22 protein-coding genes are annotated in these 24,049 nt (G+C 71.2%); 15 read left to right on the top strand and 7 right to left on the bottom strand.

Annotated features, from left to right (window positions below; all coding sequences use genetic code 11):
* The first annotated feature begins 34 nt into the window (after nucleotides 1–34).
* From KBC94_RS20450 to KBC94_RS20430, 5 genes are all read left to right on the top strand, one after another.
* Entirely contained in the window at nucleotides 35–823 is a 789-nt protein-coding gene (locus KBC94_RS20450; RefSeq protein ID WP_294374363.1) for a cyclase family protein, read from the top strand.
* A gap of 158 nt (nucleotides 824–981) precedes the next feature.
* On the top strand, nucleotides 982–2,439 hold the full coding sequence (gene tcuA / locus KBC94_RS20445) for an FAD-dependent tricarballylate dehydrogenase TcuA (protein ID WP_294374360.1): 1,458 nt from the start codon (nucleotides 982–984) through the stop codon (nucleotides 2,437–2,439).
* A complete protein-coding gene (gene tcuB, locus KBC94_RS20440) occupies nucleotides 2,426–3,607 on the top strand; it encodes a tricarballylate utilization 4Fe-4S protein TcuB (protein WP_294374356.1) in 1,182 nt (393 codons plus the stop codon). The genes tcuA and tcuB overlap by 14 nt, the downstream gene beginning before the upstream one ends.
* Nucleotides 3,608–3,648: 41 nt before the next feature.
* Nucleotides 3,649–4,647 carry a tripartite tricarboxylate transporter substrate binding protein gene (locus tag KBC94_RS20435; protein WP_294374354.1) on the top strand — a complete coding sequence of 333 codons (999 nt, stop codon included), beginning with the start codon at nucleotides 3,649–3,651 and terminating at the stop codon, nucleotides 4,645–4,647.
* 65 nt (nucleotides 4,648–4,712) lie between these two features.
* Nucleotides 4,713–5,669: a LysR substrate-binding domain-containing protein gene (locus tag KBC94_RS20430; RefSeq protein ID WP_294374349.1), complete on the top strand. Its 957-nt coding sequence runs from the start codon at nucleotides 4,713–4,715 to the stop codon at nucleotides 5,667–5,669.
* Between the two features lie 3 nt (nucleotides 5,670–5,672).
* Here the strand turns inward: KBC94_RS20430 and KBC94_RS20425 are convergent, their stop codons facing one another.
* A complete protein-coding gene (locus KBC94_RS20425) occupies nucleotides 5,673–6,314 on the bottom strand; it encodes a DUF1109 domain-containing protein (RefSeq protein WP_294374346.1) in 642 nt (213 codons plus the stop codon).
* The gene (locus KBC94_RS20420; protein WP_294374343.1) at nucleotides 6,311–6,868 is read right to left on the bottom strand and encodes a sigma-70 family RNA polymerase sigma factor; all 558 of its coding nucleotides are present in this window, start codon (nucleotides 6,866–6,868) and stop codon (nucleotides 6,311–6,313) included. Before KBC94_RS20420 ends, KBC94_RS20425 begins: the two co-directional genes overlap by 4 nt.
* Before the next feature lie 182 nt (nucleotides 6,869–7,050).
* Between KBC94_RS20420 and KBC94_RS20415 the strand changes: the two genes are divergently transcribed.
* Genes KBC94_RS20415 through KBC94_RS20400 form a run of 4 tightly spaced genes read left to right on the top strand, consistent with a single transcriptional unit; the run spans nucleotide 7,051 to nucleotide 9,565 of the window.
* Nucleotides 7,051–7,341 carry a DUF2282 domain-containing protein gene (locus KBC94_RS20415; RefSeq protein ID WP_294374340.1) on the top strand — a complete coding sequence of 97 codons (291 nt, stop codon included), beginning with the start codon at nucleotides 7,051–7,053 and terminating at the stop codon, nucleotides 7,339–7,341.
* An 18-nt stretch (nucleotides 7,342–7,359) separates the two neighbouring features.
* Nucleotides 7,360–8,214, top strand: coding sequence for a DUF692 domain-containing protein (locus tag KBC94_RS20410; RefSeq protein ID WP_294374339.1), 855 nt, complete (start codon nucleotides 7,360–7,362; stop codon nucleotides 8,212–8,214).
* Entirely contained in the window at nucleotides 8,211–9,056 is an 846-nt protein-coding gene (locus KBC94_RS20405) for a DNA-binding domain-containing protein (protein ID WP_294374335.1), read from the top strand. The genes KBC94_RS20410 and KBC94_RS20405 overlap by 4 nt, the downstream gene beginning before the upstream one ends.
* Nucleotides 9,053–9,565: a DoxX family protein gene (locus tag KBC94_RS20400; protein ID WP_294374331.1), complete on the top strand. Its 513-nt coding sequence runs from the start codon at nucleotides 9,053–9,055 to the stop codon at nucleotides 9,563–9,565. The genes KBC94_RS20405 and KBC94_RS20400 overlap by 4 nt, the downstream gene beginning before the upstream one ends.
* Here KBC94_RS20400 and KBC94_RS20395 read toward each other — a convergent pair.
* Together KBC94_RS20395 and KBC94_RS20390 are read right to left on the bottom strand one after the other, a co-directional pair.
* On the bottom strand, nucleotides 9,527–10,951 hold the full coding sequence (locus KBC94_RS20395) for a diguanylate cyclase (protein ID WP_294374328.1): 1,425 nt from the start codon (nucleotides 10,949–10,951) through the stop codon (nucleotides 9,527–9,529). The two genes, KBC94_RS20400 and KBC94_RS20395, sit on opposite strands and share 39 nt — an antisense overlap.
* A 52-nt stretch (nucleotides 10,952–11,003) precedes the next feature.
* Nucleotides 11,004–11,945: a LysR substrate-binding domain-containing protein gene (locus KBC94_RS20390; protein ID WP_294374326.1), complete on the bottom strand. Its 942-nt coding sequence runs from the start codon at nucleotides 11,943–11,945 to the stop codon at nucleotides 11,004–11,006.
* 108 nt (nucleotides 11,946–12,053) lie between these two features.
* Between KBC94_RS20390 and KBC94_RS20385 the strand changes: the two genes are divergently transcribed.
* From KBC94_RS20385 to hpaI, 4 genes are all read left to right on the top strand, one after another.
* Nucleotides 12,054–13,040, top strand: coding sequence for a tripartite tricarboxylate transporter substrate binding protein (locus KBC94_RS20385; RefSeq protein ID WP_294374323.1), 987 nt, complete (start codon nucleotides 12,054–12,056; stop codon nucleotides 13,038–13,040).
* Between the two features lie 55 nt (nucleotides 13,041–13,095).
* Entirely contained in the window at nucleotides 13,096–14,622 is a 1,527-nt protein-coding gene (locus KBC94_RS20380) for a UxaA family hydrolase (protein WP_294374320.1), read from the top strand.
* Nucleotides 14,623–14,706: 84 nt separating this feature from the next.
* Nucleotides 14,707–16,176 (top strand): NAD-dependent succinate-semialdehyde dehydrogenase, encoded by a 1,470-nt coding sequence (locus KBC94_RS20375; protein WP_294374316.1) that lies wholly within the window; start codon nucleotides 14,707–14,709, stop codon nucleotides 16,174–16,176.
* Between the two features lie 28 nt (nucleotides 16,177–16,204).
* Nucleotides 16,205–17,002, top strand: coding sequence for a 4-hydroxy-2-oxoheptanedioate aldolase (gene hpaI / locus KBC94_RS20370; RefSeq protein ID WP_294374315.1), 798 nt, complete (start codon nucleotides 16,205–16,207; stop codon nucleotides 17,000–17,002).
* Here hpaI and KBC94_RS20365 read toward each other — a convergent pair.
* Nucleotides 16,996–17,967, bottom strand: a complete 972-nt coding sequence (locus KBC94_RS20365; protein WP_294374313.1) for a LysR family transcriptional regulator — start codon at nucleotides 17,965–17,967, stop codon at nucleotides 16,996–16,998. The two genes, hpaI and KBC94_RS20365, sit on opposite strands and share 7 nt — an antisense overlap.
* A 116-nt stretch (nucleotides 17,968–18,083) precedes the next feature.
* Between KBC94_RS20365 and KBC94_RS20360 the strand changes: the two genes are divergently transcribed.
* Nucleotides 18,084–19,091 carry a tripartite tricarboxylate transporter substrate binding protein gene (locus KBC94_RS20360; RefSeq protein WP_294374311.1) on the top strand — a complete coding sequence of 336 codons (1,008 nt, stop codon included), beginning with the start codon at nucleotides 18,084–18,086 and terminating at the stop codon, nucleotides 19,089–19,091.
* Between the two features lie 23 nt (nucleotides 19,092–19,114).
* The gene (locus KBC94_RS20355; protein WP_294374308.1) at nucleotides 19,115–20,446 is read left to right on the top strand and encodes a lyase family protein; all 1,332 of its coding nucleotides are present in this window, start codon (nucleotides 19,115–19,117) and stop codon (nucleotides 20,444–20,446) included.
* A gap of 76 nt (nucleotides 20,447–20,522) precedes the next feature.
* On the opposite strand, the gene KBC94_RS20350 is transcribed toward KBC94_RS20355, so the two are convergent.
* Both KBC94_RS20350 and KBC94_RS20345 read right to left on the bottom strand, forming a co-directional pair.
* Nucleotides 20,523–22,769, bottom strand: a complete 2,247-nt coding sequence (locus KBC94_RS20350) for a gamma-glutamyltransferase (protein ID WP_294374305.1) — start codon at nucleotides 22,767–22,769, stop codon at nucleotides 20,523–20,525.
* A gap of 480 nt (nucleotides 22,770–23,249) precedes the next feature.
* Complete coding sequence (locus tag KBC94_RS20345; protein ID WP_294374303.1) at nucleotides 23,250–24,038, bottom strand: class II aldolase/adducin family protein; 789 nt, start codon at nucleotides 24,036–24,038, stop codon at nucleotides 23,250–23,252.
* Nucleotides 24,039–24,049 lie beyond the last annotated feature (11 nt).

Here is a 24,049-nt window from a genome sequence, read left to right as displayed (position 1 = left end):
CCTGCTCGCACTCTTCCCCACGGAGCCCACGACCATGACCGCCTCCCTCGCCCAGTTCGCCCAGGACATCGCCACCGGCGCCCTGCGCGTCGTCGACCTGACGCAGACCCTGTCGCCCAGCTTCCCGGCCCTGCAGCTGCCGCCGCAGTTCGGCCAGGTGTGGGCCTTCAAGATGGAGCGCATCTCGCAGTACGACGAGGCCGGCCCCGGCTGGTACTGGAACAATTTCTCCTGCGGCGAGCACACCGGCACGCACTTCGACGCGCCCGCGCACTGGATCACCGGCAAGGACCATCCGGCCAACACGGTGGACACCATCGACCCGAGCGTGTTCATCGGCCCGGCCTGCGTGATCGACGCCAGCGCCCCGGTGGCCGACAACCCCGACTGGCTGCTCACCGTGGACTTCCTGCGCGCCTGGGAAGAGACCCACGGCCGCATCCCGGCCGGCGCCTGGGTGCTGCTGCGCACCGACTGGTCCCGACGCATCGACGACCCCGCCGCCTTCGTCAACATGCGCGAGGACGGCGCCCACACGCCCGGCCCCACGCAGGAGGCCGTGGAATGGCTGATCCGCGAGCGCAACGTGCGCGGCTTCGGCGTCGAGACCATCAACACCGACGCCGGTCAGTCCTATGCCTGGCCGGTGGCCTACCCCTGCCACACGCTGATGCATGGCGCCAACAAGTACGGCCTGCAGTGCCTGAAGAACCTCGACCAGTTGCCGCCCCAGGGCGCCATCGTGCTGGCCGCGCCGCTGAAGATCGAGGGCGGCTCGGGCAGCCCGCTGCGGGTGCTGGCGCTGGTGGGCGCCCAGCGCTGAGCACACCGTCACGCGGCGGAAATGCGCGACCATCTCGCCGCGTGATACCCCCATGACTGCGCCCCCCTGCACCGCAGACTTCCTGCTTCCTAAAGTGCGCCTCGTCCGGCCCGCCCTCGCGGCCGGCGAGACCCCACCAAGGAAGAGACAGTCCCACGATGCAACCCGACGTGCTCGTCATCGGCGGCGGCAATGCCGCGCTGTGCGCCGCGCTGATGGCGCGCGAGGCCGGCGCCAGCGTGCTGCTGCTGGAGGCCGCGCCCCGTGCCTGGCGCGGCGGCAATTCCGCCCACACCCGCAACCTGCGCTGCATGCACGATGCGCCGCAGGACGTGCTGGTCGATGCCTACCCGGAAGAGGAGTTCTGGCAAGACCTGCTCAAGGTCACCGGCGGCCAGACGCAGGAGCCGCTGGCGCGGCTGGCCATTCGCCATTCGGGCCACTGCCGGCCCTGGATGCGGCGCCACGGCGTGCACTTCCAGCCGCCGCTGTCGGGCGCGCTGCATGTGGCGCGTACCAACGCCTTCTTCATGGGCGGCGGCAAGGCGCTGGTCAATGCCTACTACCGCAGCGCCGAGGCGCTGGGCGTGCAGGTGCGCTACGAGGCACCGGTCGCGCAGCTGGAGATCGAGGACGGCCGCTTCGTGGCCGCCCACACGGCAGCGGGCGAACGCATCGCGGCCCGCAGCTGCGTGCTCGCGGCGGGCGGCTTCGAGTCCAACCGCGACTGGCTGCGCGAGGCCTGGGGCCGCAATGCGCGCGGTGAGTTCCCCTCCGACAACTTCCTGATCCGCGGCACGGCCTACAACCAGGGCGTGCTGCTGCGCCACCTGCTGGACGCGCAGGGCGCCGACCGCATCGGCGACCCCACCCAGGCCCACATGGTGGCCATCGATGCCCGCGCGCCGCTGTACGACGGTGGCATCTGCACCCGCATCGACTGCGTGTCGCTGGGCGTGGTGGTCAACCGCGAGGGCGAGCGCTTCTACGACGAGGGCGAGGACTTCTGGCCCAAGCGCTATGCCATCTGGGGCCGGCTGGTGGCCATGCAGCCGGGGCAGATCGGCTACTCGATCATCGACAGCCAGGCCATCGGCCGCTTCATGCCGCCGGTGTTCCCGGGCGTGAAGGCCGACAGCCTGCCCGAGCTGGCCACCCAGCTGGGCCTGCCGGTCGAGGCCTTTATGCGCACGCTGGAGGCCTACAACGCCGCCTGCCGCGTGGGCCGCTTCGACCACACCGTGCTGGACGACTGCCACACCGAAGGCCTGGCGCCCGCCAAGACGCACTGGGCACGGCCCATCGTGCAGGCGCCGTTCTACGGCTATGCGGTGCGGCCCGGTGTGACCTTCACCTACCTGGGACTGCGCACCGACGACACCGCGGCCGTGCGCTTCGGCGGCGTGCCGAGCGCCAACCTCTTCGTGGCCGGCGAAATGATGGCCGGCAACGTGCTGGGCAAGGGCTACACCGCGGGCGTGGGCATGAGCATCGGCACGGCCTTCGGCCGCATCGCCGGCCAGAACGCCGCCCGCGCCGCCCGGCAGCAGCCGCCACGCACCCTGGCGAACGTGATCGCCGACGACAAGGAAAGAGACACCCATGCAAGCGCTTGATGCCATGGTCAAGGAGGCCCGGCAGCTGGCGCTGGGCGAGGTGGTGCCGGCCTCCACCGCCGCCGAGGACGAGGTGGCCCGCCAGCTGCAGATCTGCAATGCCTGCCGCTACTGCGAAGGCTTCTGCGCCGTCTTCCCGGCCATGACGCGGCGGCTGGCCTTTCCGGTGGCCGACGTGCACTACCTGGCCAACCTCTGCCATAACTGCGGCGCCTGCCTGTATGCCTGCCAGTACGCACCGCCGCATGCCTTCGCGGTCAACGTGCCGCAGGCCATGGCCCGGGTGCGGGCCCGCACCTACCAGGACTACGCCTGGCCGCCGGCCCTGGGCCGGCTGTACGAGCGCAACGGCCTCACTCTGTCGGTGGCCCTGGCGCTGGGCCTGGGGTTGTTCCTGGCGCTGGCCGTGGCCCTGAGGGGCGGGCTGTGGCGGGCCATGCCTGCGGGCGGAAATTTCTACGACCTGTTCCCGCACAACCTGATGGTGGGCCTGTTCGCGCCCGTGTTCCTGTTCGCGGTGCTGGCGCTGGCGCTGGGCGTGCGGCGCTTCTGGCGGGCCGTGACGCCAGTGACCGGCGCAGTGGCCGTGAGCGGCCCGGCCGGTGCCGAGGCCGCGGCGGCCATCGCGCAATTGCGCTACCTGGACGGCGGCCATGGCGAAGGCTGCCACGAGGCCGACGATGGTCCCACGCTGGCGCGGCGGCGCTTCCACCACCTCACCTTCTACGGCTTCCTGCTGTGCTTCGCGGCCACGGCCGTGGCCACGCTGTACCACTATGCGCTGGGCCTGCCCGCGCCCTACGACCTGCCCAGCCTGCCGAAGCTGCTGGGCGCCGTGGGCGGCGTGATGCTGATGGCCGGAAGCGCCGGACTGGGCTGGCTGCACCTGCGGCGCCACCCCCTCCACGGCGATGCGGCCCAGCGGCCGATGGACCGCGGTTTCATCGCGCTGCTGTTCCTCACCAGCGCCAGCGGCCTCGCGCTGTGGCTGGCCCGCGGCAGCGCTGCCATGCCGCTGACCTTGTGCCTGCACCTGGGTGCGGTGATGGCGCTGTTCGCCACCCTGCCCTACGGCAAGTTCGCCCACGGCATCTTCCGCAGCGCCGCGCTGCTGCGCTTCGCCGTCGAAAAGCGGCTGCCCAACCCGGCAGCGGCCGGCGGCGAATGACGCCCGCGCCTTCCCCTTTCCAGACCTTGCTCGGAGACACCATGAGGACTTCCACCCACCGCCGCGCCCTGCTGGCGCGCCTGGCCTGCACCGCCCTGGGCGGCGCAGCGCTGCTGCCCGCCCTTCACGCCACCGCCCAGGCGCAGGACTTTCCGCCCCGCAAGCCGGTCACGCTGGTGGTGGGCTTCGCCCCCGGCGGCGCGGCCGATGCCGCCGCGCGGCTGATCGCCAAGAAGCTGTCCGAGAACATCGGCCAGCCGGTGATCGTGGACAACAAGGCCGGCGCCGGCGGCAACATCGCGCACCAGTACGTGGCCGGCCAGCGCACCGACGGCACGGTGCTGCTCTTCGGCTCGGTCGGGCCGCTGACCATCGCGCCGCACCTCATGAAGCTGAGCTACGACCCGTTCAAGGACCTGGCGCCCGTCTCGGGCGGCGTGTACTTTCCCAACGTGCTGGTGGTGCACAAGGGCCTGGGCGTGCACAACCTGCAGGAGTTCGTGGCGCTGGCCAAGCGCAAGAGCATCGACTTCGCCTCCACCGGCGCGGGCTCGGCCTCGCATTTGGCGGGCGAGCTGTTCAACCAGCGCGCAGGCGTGAACATGGTGCACGTGCCCTACAAGGGCGGCGCCCCCGCCCTGCAGGACCTGCTGGGCGAGCGCATCGCCTCGTACTTCGCCGCGCCGCCCACGGCCATGCCGCATGTGGAGGCCGGCACGCTGATCCCGCTGGCCACCACCAGCCTGAAGCGGCCGGCCTACCTGCCCAACATCCCGACCATGGCGGAGTCGGGCTACCCGGGCTTCGAGGCGCTCAACTGGTATGCCTTCGTCGCGCCCGGCAAGACGCCCGCGCCCATCCTCGACGGCTGGAACCGCGAGATCGTCAAGGTGCTGAACGACCCGGCAGTGAGCGAGGCGCTCACCAAGCACGGGCTGACGCCCCAACCGACCACGCGCGCCGAGTTTGCGGCCTTCATGCGCAAGGAATACGACCAGTGGGGCGCCATCGCCCGCGCACGCAAGCTGACGGCGGAATGAGCGCCTGCGCGGCCCCTGGCATGACCGGGCGACGGCGGCCCGGGCGCTGAGGACAATCGCGGGCCATGGAACTGCGCCAGCTGCGTTACTTCGTCCGCATCGTCGAGGCCGGCTCGATGAGCCGCGCCGCCCTGGAGCTGGACGTGGTGCAGTCGGCACTCAGCCAGCAGGTCTCGCGCCTCGAAGGCGAGCTGGCCACGCGGCTGCTGCAGCGCACGCCGCAGGGCGTCACGCCCACCGAGGCGGGGCTCGCCTTCTTCCATGAGGCCAAGCTGACCTTGCGACATGCGGAGCAGGCCGTGCGCTCGGCACAGCAGGCGCGGCTGTCGGGCAGCGTGAGCATCGGTCTGGCCCCCACCACGTCGGCGCTGCTGGGCCTGCCGCTGATGCAGGCCATGCGCGAGCGCTATCCCGAAGTACGGCTGCACATGGTCGAGGGCATGTCGGGCCACCTGGCGGCCATGCTGCGCGCCCGCGAGCTTGACCTCGCGATCCTCTTCGGCCACCGGCCCGATGCGCTGGCGCTGCACGAGCCGGCCAGCGGCGCGGGCCGCGGCTGGCAGGTGCTGCCGCTGATGGAGGAAGCGCTGTTCCTGATCCGGTCGATCAGCCAGCCCGCCCTGCCGCCGGAGGTCGACATCGAGGCGCTGCGCACCGAGCCACTGATCCTGCCCACCGGCCCGCACGGGCTGCGCAGTGCCATCGACGCCGCCTTCGACCGCGCAGGCATCGCGCCGCAGGTGGCGCTGGAGGTCGATTCGCTGGCGATGGTGATGGCCGCCGTGGACGCGGGCCTGGGCGCCACGCTGCAGCCCTGGGCCGCGCTGGGTCGCTATCCGGATGCCGACCGGCGCTTCCACCACGCGCGGCTGGATGCACCGGTGGCCCGCCGCGTCAACCTGCTGTGCAGCCGAGCCGACGAAGAGCTGGCACCCGCCGTGCTGGCGGCGCGCGGCGTGATGCGCGACAGCGTGCGCGCGCTGGTCGAGGACGGCCGCTGGGCGGGCGTCACGCTCGTCTGACGCTCACCAGCGCAGCAGCCGCGGCCCCAGCACGGCGCCGGCAGCCACCGGCAGCAGCATCCCGAGCACGTACCAGGTGGCCAGGAAGGGCGCCGTCAGCTCGGGGCAGTGCAGCGCATACACCGTGGCGCCCGCGCCGCCGGCCAGCAGGCCGGCCGCGGCCCCCGCGCGGCGCGGCCGCGTGGCGGCCATGCCGCGCAGCATCCAGAAGGCGGCCACGAACACGGGCAGCCCGATCAGGCCGATATTGACCACGCAGGTGCGCCAGGTCTGGCCCATCAGGGCCGGCATGCGCACGGTCTGCGGCATGTCGATCCAGCGCCACACGGCCAGCGCCCACAGCAGGCCGACCGCCACCACGGCCAGCCAGCCGGCGCGGCCCGGCCCCACGCCCGGGCTGGCCAGGCGCCGCACCATCAGCAGCCCGGCCGCCGCCACGCACAGCGACACGGCCAGCTTGACCCACAGCATGGGCAGCACCATCACGCGCCACAGGTCGCCGCGCATGCCGTAGCCTGCCTGCATGATCAGCAGCGACAGCGGCAGGCTGCAGGCGAGTGCCAGCCACAGGCGGCGCGCGTTGGCGCCCGCAGGCACCGGCGCCGCGTCCTGCGCCAGCAGGGTCACCAGGTCATCGGTCTTCATGCGGCCGCCTCCTTGTCGATGCCGAGCCGGGCGGCCAGGGCCTTGAGGCCGCGGTGCACGCCCACCTTCACGGCCGATTCGGACATGCCGGTCAGCTGCGCCGTCTCGGCCACCGACAGGCCCTGCAGCTTGGTGTGCACGATGGGCAGGCGGTGGCGGTCGGGCAGCGTCTCCAGCAGCACCAGCAGGTCGCGGCGCGCCTCCTGCGCGTCGGTGTCCGAGTCGGCCACCAGTTCGAGCGCGTCGTCCAGCGGCTCGTGCAAGGCCTCGCGCGAGGACTTCTGGCGCAGGTGATCGATCAGCTTGTGGCGGGCGATGGCATGCGCCCAGGCCGTCACCGGATGGTCGCGCAGGTAGGTGTGTCGCTGGTTGTGCATGGCAAGAAGGCACTCCTGGACCAGGTCCTCGACGTCGTCGGGCCAGCCGAACAGGCGCCGCCGCAGAAAGGCGCGCAGGTGCGCCGCCAGCTCGGACAGGAACTGGCGGTAGGCGGCTGCATCGCCATCGAGTCCCCGAAGGAACAGCATGCGCAGATGGGCTTCGGCGGTACTCATTCGGACAGGCCTCTTTCCATTCGCCTCGGCGGGCCTGCGGGTTACAGGCGCGGCGCTTTTATTTTTTCGTCGGCGATTGTGCCGCCGCGTAACGGCCGCCGCGCCGGGACGGAACTAGCAGACGGTCGCCGCGATGGCGGTGCCGATTCCGACCTTCAACCTTTTCATCAGGAGCCTTCACCATGACCTCGACCCGCCCCCTCGCCTCCACCGCCTTCCTGCTCGCCGCCCTGGCCGGTGGCATCGCCCATGCGCAGGACAGCAAGCCCGCCGACAGCATGGCCAAGATGGAGAAGTGCTACGGCGTCGCCCTGGCCGGCAAGAACGACTGCGCCGCCGGCCCCGGCACCACCTGCGCCGGCACCTCCAAGGTCGACTACCAGGCCAACGCCTGGAAGAACGTGCCGGCCGGCACCTGCACCAGCATGAAGACGCCCAAGGGCATGGGCTCGCTGACGCCGATGAAGTCCTGATCGCCAGGCCGCATCGCCATGCCGCAACCGCCATCGCAACCCGGCGCGGGCCTGGGCCTCAAGCCGCAGCATTTCGACGAGGCGCTCCCCGCCGATGCCGAAGGCCTGTGGTTCGAGGTGCATCCCGAGAACTACATGGTCGACGGCGGCCCGCGCCTGGCCTGGCTGGAGCGCATCGGCGCGCGGCATCCGCTGTCGCTGCACGGCGTGGCGATGTCGCTGGGCGGCACCGAGCCGCTCGACGAAGCCCACCTGCGGCGCCTGCGCGCGCTGGTGGACCGGCTGCAGCCGGTTTTGGTCTCCGAGCACCTGGCCTGGTCGCGCGCGGGCGGCCGCTACCTGCCCGACCTGCTGCCCGTGCTGCGTACCGACGCCGCCCTGGCCCGCCTGGCCGAGCGTGTGGACCAGGCGCAGCAGACGTTGGGCCGCCGCCTGGCCATCGAGAACCCGTCGCACTACCTTCGCCTGCAAGGCCATGCCTGGACCGAGATCGACTTCCTGGCCGAGTTGGTCGCCCGCACCGGCTGCGGCCTGCTGCTGGACGTGAACAACGTGCACGTGTCCTGCCGCAACCTGGGCCAGGACGCGCAGGCCTACATCGACGGCTTTCCGGCCGAGGCGGTGATGGAGCTGCACATCGCCGGCCATTCGCCCGACCCGGTGCATGGCGATGCCCTGCTCGTGGACACCCACGACCGCGCCGTGGCGCCCGAAGTGTGGGCCCTGCTCCGGCACTTTCTGCGCCGGCACGGACCACGGCCCGTACTGCTGGAGCGCGACGGCGACGTGCCCGCCTTCGCCGACCTGATGGCCGAGCGCACCCAGGCGCAGCAGTGCCTGGATGAAGCGTCCAGGCAGGAGGCCCTGGCGTGAGCGCCCGGCCTGCCGTCGTTGCGCGGGTCCGCAAGGCTGGCGACGACGAAGCGTCTCGTGCCAGGACGGGCTGCGCCGGCGACGCCGCCGAGGACTTCGAGCACCTGTTGCACGCCGCCCTGCTCGCGCCCCACGCCGAAGGCCCGCTGGCAGCCCAACCCGGCCTGGCCGTCTACCGCAATGGCTTCCGCCGTGCCTGCATCGACGCGCTCATCGCCAACCATCCAGCCACGGCACGGCTGGTGGGCGAGGACTGGCTGCGCAGCGCCGCCGCCGAATACCTGCAGCACGAATTGCCCACCGAGGCCAGCCTGATGCGCTACGGCGACGGCCTGCCCGACTTCCTGGCCGGGCTGCCGTCCACCGCCGGCCTGCCCTGGCTGGGCGCGGTGTGCCGGCTCGACCGGCTGTGGCTGGACGCCCACCAGGCATCCGACGCGCAGGCGGTGGATGCCGCCGTCCTCGCGCGACTGGCGCCCTCGGCCCTGGGCGCCCTGCGCTTGCAGCCGCTGCCTTCGGCTCGCTGGACCTGGCATGCCGACACGCCGGCCTTCGCGATCTGGCAGGCCGCACGGGCCGGGACGGACGAAGCGGCCCTGGCGCAGCTGCCCTGGCAGCCCGACGGCGCACTGCTCGTGCGGCCGGGTGACACGGTCGAGTGGCATGCGCTGGGCCGCGGCGGCTGTGCCTTCCTCGACGCCTGTGCCCGGCGACAGCCGCTGGTCGAAGCCACCGCCCTCGCCCTGGATGCGGAACCCGGCTGCGCCATCGCCCCGCTCATCGGCCAGTTGCTGGGCTGGCAGGCGCTGTGTCTCGACCTCACCTGGACGACCGAACCATGAACCCGATCGCTGTGCCCCTTCCTCCCACCACCCTGGGCGAGCGCCTCGCCGCCTTCGGCCGACGCGCCGCCTGGCACGACGCCCTCGCGCTGATCGACCGCGTGGCCGTCGCGGCGATCTTCTGGCAGTCCGGCCGCACCAAGGTCGACGGCTGGTTCCACATCAACGACAGCGCCTACGAGCTGTTCCGCACGGAATACCGGCTGCCGCTGCTGCCGCCCGAGCTGGCCGCGCAGATGGCCGCCACAGCCGAGCATGTGCTGCCCCTGCTGCTGGTGATGGGCCTGTTCACCCGCCTGCCGACGCTGGGGCTGCTGGGCATGACGCTGGTGATCCAGCTCTTCGTCTACCCGTCCGCCTGGCCGACGCACCTGTCGTGGGCGGGGCTGCTGCTGTACCTGCTGGTGCATGGCGGCGGCCGCTGGTCGGTCGACGGCTGGCTGCAGCACCGGCGTGGTCGCCCGGCCGGCTCAGGGCTGCGCGGCGTCGACCACCACGAAAGGCACTGACTTGTCGCGCTTGGCCCGATACATGGCGGCGTCGGCCTGGTGCAGCAGGTGTTCCGCACTCGCCTGGTCGGCAGTGGCGGTGGCGAAGCCGATGCTGCAGCCGACGGCCAGCACCCGCCCGGCAATATGCAAGGGCGCACCCAGGGCTGCCTGGATGCGCTGCGCCATCGCGGCCAGGTCCACCGCTGCCGGATTGGCGTGGTCCAGGAAGAGCACGAACTCATCGCCCGCCAGCCGCGCGATGTAGTCGCCCTGGCGGCATGCGCTCTGCAGGCGGTGCGCACATTCGCGCAGCACCGCGTCACCCACCGCGTGGCCATGGGCATCGTTGATGTCCTTGAAGCCGTTCAGGTCGATGAAGGCCACCACCGCCGCGACGCCCGCACGCCGGGCGCGCGCCAGGGCCCGTTCCAGCTCGGCGAACCAAGCCATGCGGTTGGGCAGGCCGGTGAGCGCATCGGTCATGGCCAACACCTCCATCTGGCGGGATTCATGCGCCTGGGTGGTGATGTCGTGCATGGTGCACACCGCCCCCAGGCTGTGGCCGTCGGGCGCGCGCAGCGGGCTCGCATTGCAGCTCACGGTGCGCGGCTCCATGCCCGGTGTGCGGATCACGATGGCCTGGCCCCGCACCTTCTCGCCCGCATAGGCCCGGGCGAGCGGCACCCGCTCGGGCGCCAGCAGGGTGCGGCCGTCGGCCTCGCACAGGCCGAAGTAGGCCGGCCACTGCGCTGGCGGCAACGCACGGGGATCGACGCCGTGCCAATCGCGCGCCGTCTTGTTGAACTCCTGCAGCGTGCCGCTGCCATCGCAGGTCACCACGCCGTCGGGCAGCGCCTCCAGCAGTTCGGCGATGGCGGCGGCGCGGCTCTCACCCAGGATGCGCAGGCGGCGGCTTTCGAGCAGGTCGGCCGCCCGTGCCGCCAGGCGCCGCAGCGCTTCCTGCTGCCGCTCGTCGAGCCTGCGCGGCTGACGGTCCATGACACACAGCGTCCCGTAGCGCCAGCCGGCCGGGCCGATCATGGGCATGCCGGCGTAGAAGCGCAGGTGCGGCGGACCCACCACCAGGCCGTAGTGCGCGAACCGGCGGTCGGCCCGCATGTCGGGGATCTCCAGCAGCTCGGAGCGTTCGATGGCATGGCTGCATACGGCCTGGCTGCGCGGGGTGCCCTCGATCTCCAGACCGCACCGGGCCTTGAACCATTGGCGCTGTGCGTCGACCAGCGTGACAAGCGCGACAGGCACCTCGCAGATCGAGGCGGCTAGCCAGGCCAGGTCGTCGAAGGCCGCTTCGGGCGGCGTGTCCATGATCTGGAGTTCGGCCAGGGCGCGCAGGCGTCCTGCTTCGGTCATGCCGAGGTCGGTGTCGTGGTGGGTGCTGGTCAAGGGCGCCTCCTCAGGTCTTCGTCCGGCTGATGCTAGCCAGGACACGGCGCGCTCAGGGTAGGCCGTGGCGCACTGTCGCCGCGCGCAGGCACTCGAGCAGCTGCACCGCGGCCGGTGGCCTGCGCCGTCCGCGCAGGGTGATGACGCCGACCGGCGGCAGCTCGATGGGCACCGGCAGCGCGATGGCATGGAAGCCCTCGGCCTCGAAGCGCCGGGCCACCGTTTCGGCCACGAACCCGACCGCCCGCAGATCGCGCACGAAGGCAAAGGTGGCGAGGAACGACGCCGTCTCGACCACATCGGCCGGCGGCACCAGCTGGTGGCGGTAGAACTGCTGGTTGAGCTTGATGCGCGACGAGGCCCAGGGCGGCGGCATGACCCAGGGCTGGCCCGCCAGCTCGGCCCAGCTTGGCTTGCGTCGACGCGCGGCGAAGGCGTGGTCGCGGTGCACCACGATGCACATGCGCTCGGTGTACAGGGCCTCGGTCTCCAGGTCGGGCGAGGCATAGCCCGGCTCCAGCCGGCCGACGATCAGGTCCAGTTCGCCCACGCGCAGGCGCGGCAGCAGGCGGGTGAGGTCGCCCTCCTCCACCAGCACGGCGGTGAGCGCGCTGCGCTGCTTGAGCAGCCGCACGGCATCGACCAGCAGGCCGGGCATGGCCACCACCATGGCGCCCACGCTTACGCGGCCGGCGCCGCCGCTGGCCACGGCGGCAATCTCCTCGCGGGTGCGCTGGTAGTCGGCCAGCACCGAGCGGGCAAAGCGCACCACGGTGGCACCGTAGGCCGTAGGCTCGGTGCCACGCGTGGACCGGGTGAACAGCTGCAGCTCGAACATGCGCTCGATCTCGGCGAGCACCTTGGAGACCGCCGGCTGCGTGACCGACAGGAACTCGGCAGCCCGGCCCAGGTGCCGGAATTCATCGAGCGCCACCAGCAGCTGAAGATGCCGGAGCTTGAGGTTGGAGCGCAGCACGCGGTCGATGTCGGCCATGCCGATGAGCATAACCAGAACGGCATGAAGCCAGTCCGCTTCTTCATTGGCTTCTCATGGCCCGGCCGCCCAGAATCCGGCGCACCCCAAAAGAACGGAGACACCGCGATGAACACCACCCGCCGCCATTTCGTGCTGGGCAGCCTGGGCACGGCCGCCGCCACCGCCCTGCCCGCGCTGCAGAGCGCCCATGCCGCCGACTACCCCGAGCGCGCCATCATGTTCCTGTGCCCCTGGCCGGCCGGCGGCACCGCCGACGTGACCATGCGCGCGCTGTGCACCGCCGCCTCGCGCGAGCTGGGCCAGGCCATCGCCGTGGAGAACAAGACCGGCGCCTCCGGCATGATCGGCCTCAAGGCCCTGGCCTCGGCCAGACCCGACGGCTACACCATCGGCCAGATCCCGATCTCGGTCACGCGCTTCTCGCAGCTCGGCATGGTGCAGGTGGACCCGCTGAAGGACCTGAGCTACATCGCCCGCGTGTCGGGCCAGACCTTCGGCATCGCGGTGCGCAGCAACGCACCCTGGAAGACGCTCAAGGACCTGGTGGCCGACGCCAAGGCCCGGCCGGGCCTGGTCACCTACGGCACGGCCGGCTTCGGCGGTGCCACCCATGTGGGCATGGAGGAATTCGCAATGGCGGCCGGCGCGAAGTTCAACGCCATTCCCTTCAAGGGCGGTGCCGATGCGCTGGCCGCGCTGATGGGCGGTCATGTGGACATGCTGGCCGATTCCAGCTCCTGGGCGCCGCAGGTGCGCGCCGGGCAACTGCGGCTGCTGTCCACCTGGGGCGAGCAGCGCTCGGCCGAGTTCAAGGACACGCCCACGCTGCGCGATGCCGGCTACGACGTGGTGGTCGACGCGCCCAACGGCATCGGCGCCCCCGCCGGCGTGCCGGCGCCCGTGCTGGCGCGGCTGCGCAGCGCCTTCAAGGCCGCCGCCGCCAGCCCCGAGTTCACCGCAGCCTGCGCCCGCATCGATGCGCCGCTCATGTACCTGGATGCGCCCGACTACCAGAAGTACGTCGCCGCCACCGTGGACAAGGAGAAGGTGCTCATCGAGCGCCTGAACCTCAAGGCGCTCCTCAAGAGCTGAACCCCTGCAGGTCGCCCCGCCAGGGTGACCGACACAACCGCCCCGCCCCACGACGATGCCCGACGCCGCCACCCTGATCCGCCTGCACGCCAACGACAACGTGCTCATCGCCCGCGCGCCCCTGGCGCTGGGCCAGCCGCTGCCGGAGCTGGGGCTGTGCCTTCGTGCCCAGGTGCCGGCGGGCCACAAGATCGCGGCACGCCGCATCGCTGCCGGCGAGCCGGTGCGCAAGTACGACACCGTCATCGGCGCCGCCGCGCGCGACATCGAGGCCGGCGAGCATGTGCATTCGCACAACATCGTGCTCATCGACTTCGACCGCGACCCGGGCTTCGGCCAGGATGTGCGGCCGGTGGACTATCTGCCCGAGGCCGAGCGCGCCCGCTTCATGGGCATCGTGCGGCCCGACGGGCGGGTGGCCACCCGCAACTTCGTGGGGCTGATCTCCTCGGTCAACTGCTCGGCCACGGTGATCCAGCGTGTGGCGGCGCATTTCACGCCCGAGCGCCTGGCGGCCTATCCGAACGTCGACGGGGTGGTGGCCTTCGCGCAGACCAGCGGCTGCGGCATGTCCTCGCCCAGTGAGCATTTCGATGTGCTGCGTCGCACGATTGCCGGCTATGCCAATCATCCCAACCTGGCCGCGGTGCTGATCGTCGGGCTGGGCTGCGAACGCAATCAGGTGGACGATCTGGTCGCCTCGCAGGGCCTGGCCGCCGGCGAGCGCCTGAAGACCTTCGTGATGCAGGAGGTGGGCGGCACCCGCGCCACCATCGAGGCCGGCATCCGCGCGGTGGAAGCGATGCTGCCCGCGGCCAACGACGTGCACCGCGTGCCGGTGCCGGCCAGCCACCTCAAGATCGGGCTGGAGTGCGGGGGGTCGGACGGCTTCTCGGGCATCACGGCCAACCCGGCCCTCGGCGCGGCGATGGACATCCTGGTGCGCCACGGCGGCACGGCCATCCTGTCGGAGACGCCGGAGATCCACGGCGTCGAATACATGCTCACCCACCGTGCCATCAGCCCGACCGTGGGCCAGAAGCTGCTGGACCGCCTCGCCTGGTGGGAGCGCTACACCCGCGGCCACAACGGCCAGTTCAACGGCGTGGTGGGCCCGGGCAACCAGGCCGGCGGCCTGGCCAACATCTTCGAGAAGTCGCTCGGCTCGGCCATGAAGGGCGGCACCACGCCGCTGCGGGCGGTGTACGAGTACGCCGAGCCGATCACCGAACACGGCTTCGTCTTCATGGACTCGCCCGGCTACGACCCGGTGGCCACCACGGGGCAGATCGCCAGCGGCGCCAACCTGATCTGCTTCACCACCGGCCGCGGCTCCATGTTCGGCAGCAAGCCCGCGCCCACCATCAAGCTGGCCAGCAATACGGCCATGTACAGCCGGCTGGAAGAGGACATGGACATCAACTGCGGCCTGGTGCTCGACGGCGAGCTGGACGTGGCGCAGATGGGCGAGCGCATCTTCGGGCAGATCCTGCGGCATGCCAGCGGCGAGAAGACCAAGAGCGAGGCGCTGGGCCTGGGCGACCACGAATTCGTCCCCTGGCACCTCGGGATCGTGAGTTGACATCCCCCCATGCCGCTCCGCGGCCTTCGGGCGCCCCATGCAACCCTGACGCCTTCCACTCGCCACATTTTTGAGCCTCGCCCCATGTCCCTGACCCTTTCGCGCGCCGAGCTGGTGCGCACCGCCAATTTCATCGATGGCCACTGGCGCGACGACGTCGAGGACTGGCTGCCCGTGACCGACCCCGCGACCGGCGAGCGCATCGCGCAGGTGCCGGATTCCGGGCCGGCCCAGGCCCGTGCCGCGGTCGATGCGGCCCAGGCGGCCTTCGGCGCCTGGCGCAAGGTGCCGGCGCGTCAGCGCGCAGCCATCCTCAAGCGCTGGAACGACCTGGTGATGGCGCATCAGGAAGACCTGGGCCGCCTCATCAGCCGCGAGCAGGGCAAGCCGCTGGCCGAAGGCAAGGGCGAGGTGGCCTACGCGGCCAGCTACATCGAATGGTTCGCCGAGCAGGCCACACGCATGAACGGCGAGGTGATCCCCGCGCCCATGCCGGGCCGGCGCATGTTCGCGCTGCGCGAACCGGTGGGCGTGGTGGCCGCCATCACGCCCTGGAACTTCCCGGCCGCCATGATCGCCCGCAAGATCGCGCCCGCCCTGGCCGCCGGCTGCACTGTGGTGTGCAAGCCCGCCGAGGACACGCCGCTCACCTCGCTGGCCCTGGTGCTGCTGGCCCACGAGGCCGGCGTGCCGCCCGGCGTGCTCAACATCGTCACCGCCTCGCGCGAGCGCACGCCTGCGGTGGTGGATGCCTGGCTGGACGATCCGCGGGTGCGCAAGATCACCTTCACCGGCTCCACACCGGTGGGCAAGCACTTGGCGCGGCGCAGCGCCGACACGCTCAAGAAGCTGTCGCTGGAGCTGGGCGGCAATGCGCCCTTCATCGTCTTCGAGGACGCCGACCTGGACGCGGCCGTCGAGGGCCTGATGGCGGCCAAGTTCCGCAACGGCGGCCAGACCTGCGTCTGCCCCAACCGCGTGTTCGTGCACGGCGCGGTGCACGATGCCTTCGCGCGCAAGCTGGCCCAGCGGGTCGGCGCGCTCAAGGTCGGCCCGGCCAGCGATCCCGCCTCGCAGATCGGTCCCATGATCAATGCCCGCGCGGTCGAGAAGATCGAGCGCCATGTGCAGGACGCCGTCGCCCAGGGCGCGACCGTGCTCGTCGGAGGCCGGCGGCTGGACGCGCTGGGCCCGCACTACTTCGCGCCCACCGTGCTCACCGGCGCCACCGCGCAGATGGCCTGCAGTTGCGAGGAGACCTTCGGCCCGGTGGTACCGCTGACCCGTTTCGACGACGAGGCCGAGGTCATCGCCGCCGCCAACGACACGCCCTTCGGCCTGGCCGCCTACTTCTACAGCCAGGACGTGCGGCGCATCTGGCGCGTGGCCGACGCGCTGGAGACGGGTATCGTCGGCATCAACGAAGGCGCCCTGGCGGCCGAGGCCGCGCCTTTCGGGGGTGTCAAGGAATCGGGCTACGGCCGCGAGGGCTCGGTGCACGGGCTCGACGACTACCTGCACATCAAGTACGTCTGCCAGGGACAGCTGGACTGAACGAGACGAGAGAACGAAAGACTTCGCCATGAGCAATCCCTTCAAGAACGCCCTGGCCGCGCGCCAGGCCCAGGTCGGCCTCTGGCTGTCGATGGCCGATGCCTACGCGGCCGAGGCCTGCGCCACGGCCGGTTTCGACTGGCTGCTGATCGACGGCGAGCATGCGCCCAACAACGTGCTCAGCATCCTGCCGCAGCTGCAATCGGTGGCGGCCTACCCCAGCCATCCGGTGGTGCGGGCCGTCAACGGCGACACCGCCCTCATCAAGCAACTGCTGGACATCGGCGCGCAGACGCTGCTGGTGCCCATGGTGGACACGGCCGAGCAGGCCGCGGCGCTGGTGTCGGCCACGCGCTATCCACCCGAAGGCATCCGCGGCGTCGGGGCCGCCGTGGCCCGGGCCTCGCGCTGGGGCGGGCGGCGCGACTACCTGGACGAGGCCAACGACGAGGTCTGCCTGCTGGTGCAGGCCGAGACCCGCACGGCGCTGCAGAACCTGGAGGCGATCTGCGCCGTCGATGGCGTGGACGGCGTCTTCATCGGCCCGGCCGACCTGGCGGCGTCGATGGGCCACCGCGGCAAGGCCGGCCATCCCGAGGTGCTGGCGGCCATCGACGATGCCATCCGCACCATCGTGGCGAGCGGCAAGGCCGCCGGCACGCTGACCAGCGATGCCACGCTGGCACGCCGTTACCTGGACCTGGGCGCCACCTTCGTGGCCGTGGGCCTGGACATCACGCTGCTGGTGCAGGCCACGCGCAAGCTGGCGGCCGACTTCGGCCGCGGCGCGGGCGTGGGCGCCGCCCCGCAGGCCGGTCCCTACTGAGCATCAGGCCTGGCGCTGTGTTCACCGCCTGAGGCCCACCGCACCAGGTGCGTCAGCACGGTGGCCGCCGCCTCCGACGCCGGCTGCTGCGGATGCAGGCAACCGATGGGCACCGGCGCCCCCGGTACGTCGATGGGCAGCCGGTGCAGCCGACCCGATGCGACGAAGCGGTCCATGTGGCTGTCCAGCCCCACGTACAGCAGCCGCAGTTCGCACACCAGCGCGACGCCGAGCGCCAGCGTGCGCGTGCTCACCCGCGCCACCGGCGGCGGGGCACCGAGCGTGTCGCACAGCGCCGCGAAGGCCGCGTGCGGCGGCGAGCCCTCGGGCGGCAGCAACCAGGTCTCCTTGGCGCAGCGTTGCAGGTCCACGCTGCTGCGCCGCGCCAGCGGATGGTCGCTCGCGCAGTAGACGCCGATGCGGTCCGCGCGCAGCGGCGTGAAGTCATGGCCCGCCGGCACCTGCACCGAGGCCCGGCACAGCACCAAGTCGGCCGTGCGGTCCTGGCACACGGCGGCAATGTCGGCGGCCTCGATCTCACGGTAGTCGAGCCACAGCGCCGGCTGGGCCGCGCACAGGGCCGGCAGCGCCGGCGCGGCGATGGCCGTGCTGGCCGCCGCAATGCCGGCAAGTCGCACCAGGCCGCCGGCGCCGTGCGCGATGCGGGCCGCATCGCCGGCCAGCAGGTCGAACGCGTCCAGAGCGCGCCGCAACGCCGGCAGCAGCAGCGCGCCCTCGCGCGTGAGGCGCACGCCGCGCGCGTGGCGGTCGAAGAGCGTGAGGTCCAGCAGCGCCTCGACCCGGTTGAGCGCCTCGGTGGCCGAGGGCTGGCTCATGCCCAGATCGGCAGCGGCCTTCTGCATCGCCCCCAGCTCGGCCATGCGTACGACCAGTTGCAGTTGCCGCGGACGGGCGTAGTGCAGCAGACGGCGGGCGAGGGAGGCGGCGGCATCGGCGGCGGGCATGGGTCGGGATGGGTTTGGCTATAGGTTGGCCCTATAGCTTAGGCCCAGTCGTGCGTTGCTGCCTGGACAGGCGGCGCCAAGAATCTGCCGCACCCCACATCGCCGGAGACGACCTCATGCAGACCTTCCGCCGCCATGCCCACGCCGGCCTCGACCGCCGCACGCTCCTCGCCCGCGCCGCCTTCGGCGCCGCGCTGGCGCTGTCCGGCGGCCTGGTCGCTGCCCAGAACTACCCGGCCAAACCGATCAGCCTGGTCGTGCCCTTCCCGGCCGGCGGGGCCACCGACACCGTCACGCGGCTGGTCGCCCAGCACCTGGGCCAGGTGCTGGGCCAGACCGTGGTGGTGGACAACGTGGCCGGCGCGTCGGGCGCCATCGCAGCGCAGAAGGTGGTGCGCGCCGCGCCCGATGGCTATACGCTGCTGGCCGGGACCGTCAACGAGGTGGTGCTCGCGCCCATCGTCACGGCCGGCACGCCCTACAAGCATCAGGACCTCGCGCCCATCGGCGAGATCGGCGTCACGCCCTTCGTGCTGGTGGCCAACCCCAAGCTGCCCGCCAACACCATCGATGAGTTGCTCGCGCTGGCGCGCCGGAAGCCCGGCACCCTGAACGTCGGCGTGCCCGGCCTGGGCACACTGCAGCATGTGGCCACCGCCATGCTGGCCAGCCAGGCCAAGGTCGACTGGCTCACCGTGCCCTACAAGGGCGCCGCGCCACTCAATGCCGACCTGCTGGGCGGCCAGGTCGACCTGGCCGTCATCACCCTGCCCTCGGCCATCGGCTACATCCAGGACGGCAAGATCAAGTCGCTGGGCCTGATGAGCCTGCACCGCGACGAACGCGCCAAGGACATCGCCACCATCAACGAAGGCCGCGAGATCAAAGGCTTCACCACCGACGCGTGGATGGGCCTGCTCGCGCCGGCGAAGACGCCGGCCGCCGTGATCGCGGCCATGAACGCAGCCCTGACGCAGACCCTGGCCAAGCCAGAGGTGCGCGAAGGCCTCGCCAAGCTCGGCTACCGCGTCGAACCGGGCACGCCGGCGCAGTTCGGGGAACTGATGGCGCGCGAAGACGCCCGCTACCGCAAGCTCGCCGCCACGGTGAAGCTCGACCGCTGAAGACGACGCCGAGGACGACCGCCTTGCTCTGCCTGTCCGACGACCCCAGTGCCACGCCCGAAGGCGCCGCGGTGCGCCAGATCTTCTCGGCCCGCGCCAGCGTGGCCGGCATCCTGGCCTTCGAGGCCGCACTGGCCCGCGTGCAGGCGCGGCGCGGGCTGATCCCGCAGGCCGCGGCCGAGGACATGGCCGCCAAGGCGCAGCTGTCCTTCTTTCCCGAGGACGAATGGGCCCGGCATCGCGCGGAGGTGGGCCATCCGCTGGTGGCGATCCTCGACACCTGGCGCGCGCAGCTGGCGCCCGAGAGCCGCGAATGGCTGCACTACGGCGCCACCACCGCCGACCTGTTCAATACGGTGCTGGTGCAGCAGTTGCAGGCAGCCGGCACGCGGCTGGTGTCGCAGATGCGCGGCATCGAGCAGCGCCTGGCCGACATTGCCGCCGAACACCGCGCCACGCCCATGGTGGCCCGCACGCTGGGGCGCCATGCGCTTCCCTTCACCTTCGGCATGAAGGTGGCGACCTGGCTGGCCGAGCATGGCCGCAGCATCGAGCGGCTGCAGGGCTGGCTGGCGCGCTACCGCACCGGCATCCTGAGCGGGGCCGTGGGCACCTATGCCTCCTTCGGCGATGCCGGCCCCGCCATCGAGCGCGAGGTGATGGCCGAGCTGGGCCTGGACACGCCCGAGGCCGTGGACTGGAAGGGCAGCCGCGATCGCTTCGCCGAGTTCGGCTGCGCCGTCGCCCTGGCGGCCGGGACGGCGGGCCACATCGGGCAGGAGATCTTCCTGCTGTGCGGCGACGACCTGGACGAGCTGCGCGAGGCCACCGGGGCGGTCGGCTCCTCGACCATGCCGCACAAGAGCAACCCCTCGCTGAGCATCGAGGTGGTGTCGCGCGCGCGCGAAGTGAGCGGTCGTCTGCAGCCGCTGCTGGCCTGGATCGGCATCGTGTACGAGCGCGACTCGGCCCAGCATGGCGAGGTGCTGCGCGACCTGTGCGTCGGCATGGGCGACCTGCTGGCGATGCTGCAGCGGCTGCTCGACGTGCTGGTGGTGATGCCACAGAACATGGCGGCCAACCTGGCGCGCAGCCAGGGGCTGGTGCTGTCCGAAGCCATCACCTTCGCCCTGGCCGGCCGCCTGGGCAAGCACAGCGCGCACGAGAAGATGAAGCAGCTCGCCCGCACCGCCCAGGCGCGGGGCTGCTCGCTGCAGCAGGCGGCCCTGGCAGACCCCACGCTCGCGCCGCTGCTGGCCGAGACGCCAGGGTTGTTCGACGCCACCAGTCACCTTGGCCAGGCGGTGGCGATCACCGATGCGGCCGTGGCTCGGGTGCGCCAGCGCCAGCGCTAGGGCGGACGGTCACACCACAGGCACCGCACGGGGCCCGGCGTCTGGCATCACGGGCCGCCGCAGGCGCGGTCGGTCCTCAGTACCCGCTCGCCCCGCCGTTGCGCCGGTTGTCCGCCGCGCCGCGATAGATGGGGAAGCCGTTGGCGTCGTAGCCCACGGCGATGCCCGACAGGCCGCTGGTCAACCCCGTCACCTGCGCGTTGCTGCTGGTGTTGCCATAGCCGCTGATCAGGCGCGCCACTTCGTCCGCGATGGGCTTGCCGGCTTCGAGCTGGGCGATGCCGTTCTGACCGGTGAAGTTGTCGGCGTTGATCGCGGCCTGCAGGTCCATGCCGTAGACCACATGGCCCAGGAAGGTCTTGACGATGTAGTCGGGGATCGGGCCGCCGCCGGCCGAACCCCACACCAGCCGCATGCGCCCCTCCGCATCGAAGGCGATGGCCGGCGCGATGGAGCTGCGCGGGCGCTTGAATGCGGCGTAGCCGTTGACGTCCAGGCCCGGCGTGCTGGCAGAGAAGTTCGACATGACGTTGTTGATCATCATGCCCGCCGCCTCGATGTGCGCCCCCCAGTGCGTGTTGATGGTGGTGGTCATCGACAGCGCATTGCCCCAGCCGTCGATGATGGCGACGTTGCTGGTGGTGTTCCAGTCCTCCTGGCCGGCCTCGGCCGCGGCTTTTGCCAGGCGCGTCGACCGGGGCGCAGTGTGGCGCGCCAGCACGACGGGCGAGGTCCGGGCACTGGCCATTGGGTCGTAGACCGTCGGATCGGTGCTGCTGAAGGCGGGAATGCCGTCGCCCGTGCCGCCGGCCGAAACCGTCCCCAGCGCCGTGTCGCCGATGAGCGCAGCCCGGCTGGCCAAGTAGGCCGGCGACAGCAGGGCCGCCACGCGCTCGTTGATGTTGGAGTACGCCGGATCGCCCACCACGTTGCGGCGGTCGGCATTGGCCAGCCGGCTTCCTTCGGTCACCAGGTGCAGCCACGCGGTGCTGTTGAAGGCCGTGTCGGCAATCGCCTTGCGCTCCAGCAGCGCCAGGTTGTAGAGCGTGACCACGCCGCCGAAGGACGGCGCCGGCTGCGTGTAGATGGTCATGCCGAAGCGCGTGCCCACCAGCGGCTTGCGCTCCACCGCCTTGTAGCTGGCGAAGTCCGCCGCGGTCATCAGGCTGGGGATGCGGGCGATGGTGCTGGCAGTGCTGGGGTTGCTGCTGGTGCCGGCCGAGGGCAGGACCGACGCACAGGGCAACTGGCCGGTGGTGAGCTTGGCCACGATGGCCGGCGCGATGGTGCCGGCCGGATCGTAGAAGGCGGCGGCGCCGCCGTCGCGCACCTTGGTCAGCGTATCGGCCAGCTCGGCATTGCGGATCAGCGTGCCCACGGGCAGCGGCTGCTGCTTGGTGGTGTCGCTCGGCAGGCAGTAGCGGGCGTTGATGTCGGGGTATTTGCAACGGGCCGCACCGCGCACCGTGCCGGCCGAATTGACCCAGGCCGGCACGCCGCTGCCGGCGGACACCGGGTTGCCGTCGTCGTCGTACTCGCCCGAGTCGGCGTACAGCGTCTGGTACATGTACTTCGTCATCGGAAAGCCGTTGGCGGCGGTGGCGATGCTCTCGTCCCACAGCTTGTTCCATGCCAGGCGGCCATAGGACTTGTGCACCAGGTCCAGCACCGCCAGCGTGCCCGGCACGCCGGCCGCGCGGGCGGAGATGTTGGTATTGCCCTGCTGCGAGGAGATGCTGGAGCCCGCCGCGAGGCCGGTCTTGCAGACATTGAAGCCGTTGGTGGTGCTCACGTCCTGCGCCACGGCCCGGTAGATGTCCGCCACGCCGCCGGTGGTGGCCGGGGCGGCCGAGAAGCCGTCGAAGGCGCGCACCTTCTTGGTCGCGGCATCGTAGTAGGTGATGACCGTGCCGCCGCCCAGGCCCGAAGCGAAGGGCTCCGTCACGTTGAGCATGGCCTGCACCGTGATGGCCGCATCGATGGCGGAGCCCCCCGAAGCCAGGATGCGGCAACCCGCCATCGAGGCCTGCACGTCGGCCGAGGTGACCATCATGTGGGTGCCCGTGATGCCCACGGTCTGGCCATAGGGTGCGCCCGCCTGGAGCGTGCACAGCGCCGGGTCGAAGCTGACGGTGCGCGTGGGCGCCGTGGGCTCGGGGGTTGCGGGTGCCGGCGCCGGTGCGGGCGTGCCTGCGGAAGGCGGCTGTGGGAGGGCTGCGGCCAGGGAAACGTTGGCGCCCGAGCCGCCACCGCAGCCGGTGAGCCAGCCGGCCGCAACGGCGAGGAGCGTCGCCGTCACGGTACGGGAGAGAGGGAAGTGCATGGGATGAAGGGGGTTCAGCGGAAAGGTCCGGAGGACCGATTGAACGTGAAAAAGCACGGAATGTGCCCGCCCCGCTGCGATGCAGATGTCACGCCCTTCACAGTCGAAGGGCGGGTGCAGGGGATAGAGCCGAGGAGCAGGTGCGTTCGGCGACGCGCGGTCCGTCGCGCCTGCAGGCCCTGCCACCCTTTGTTAACGTCAATTCGCTTTTCGTTGCTCCATCAACCGAAAGGGGAATGGACAAACAGTGAAGAATTTCCTATCCCGATACGACACCTCCGCCCTTAAACTTCGCCTGCCTCGGCAACGGGGTGTTTGGCGCCTCCCTGCCAATCCGCAGAAATGCGTTGAAGCCCGACCTGGTCGGGCTTTTTTTCTGGGCTGTCCCCCGATACCACCGGAGCGGCCAGCATGCCGCCATCGCCCCAGCGCCACGCCGCAGGCCACGTCCGGCACGCGTGGCCCGGCCGCTGAGCCCTTTCACTGCCGATAACCCGGATCCGTCTGGTCCAGCATGCGCCTCAGCGCCTGCCAGTCGCGGTTGCGGATGTAGCTGTTCGAGCCGGCGAACTGCTCGGCGGCATGCGCGCACACCGCGGGTGGGGGCAGCACCACGGGCCGGCCGCTGGCGGTGGCATCGAGCTGGATCTGGCAGGCCAACTCCAGGTAGTACATCTCCTCGAAGGCATCGCGCACCGTGGCGCCGGCCGTGAGCAGGCCATGGTTGCGCAGGATCAGCGCCTTGTGCGGCCCCAGGTCGCGCACCAGGCGCTGCTGCTCGTCCAGGTCGAGGGCGATACCCTCGTAGTCGTGGTAGCCGATGCGCTGGTAGAAGCGCATCGCATGCTGCGAAAGCGGCAGCAGCCCTTCCTGCTGCGCAGAGATGGCCACACCCGCACGCGTGTGGGTGTGGAAGACGCAGTCCACGTCGGGCCGGGCCTTGTGCACCGCCGCGTGGATGACGAAGCCGGCCGGGTTGGCCTCCAGCTCGGTCTCGTCCACCGGCTGGCCGTCCAGGTCCACCTTGATGAGGTTGGAGGCGCTGACCTCGCTGTAGAGCAGGCCGAAGGCATTGATGAGGAACTGATCGTGACGGCCCGGCACCCGCAGCGAGATGTGGTTGTAGATCATGTCCGTCATGCGGTAGTGCACGCACAGCCGGTAGCAGGCGGCGAGGTCCTCGCGCGCCGCCCACTCCTGCGCGCTGACCTGGCCGCGCACCTGTTCGCGCCGCGCCTGCAGCACCCGTTGCCAATCCTGGTCGTCCATCTTGCCGGTCT

The sequence above is a fragment of the Pseudacidovorax sp. genome, from assembly GCF_017991995.1.
Taxonomy (GTDB): domain Bacteria; phylum Pseudomonadota; class Gammaproteobacteria; order Burkholderiales; family Burkholderiaceae_C; genus Xenophilus.
Note: the sequence above shows the minus strand (reverse complement) of the source record. Positions and strands in the feature narration are given on the sequence as shown.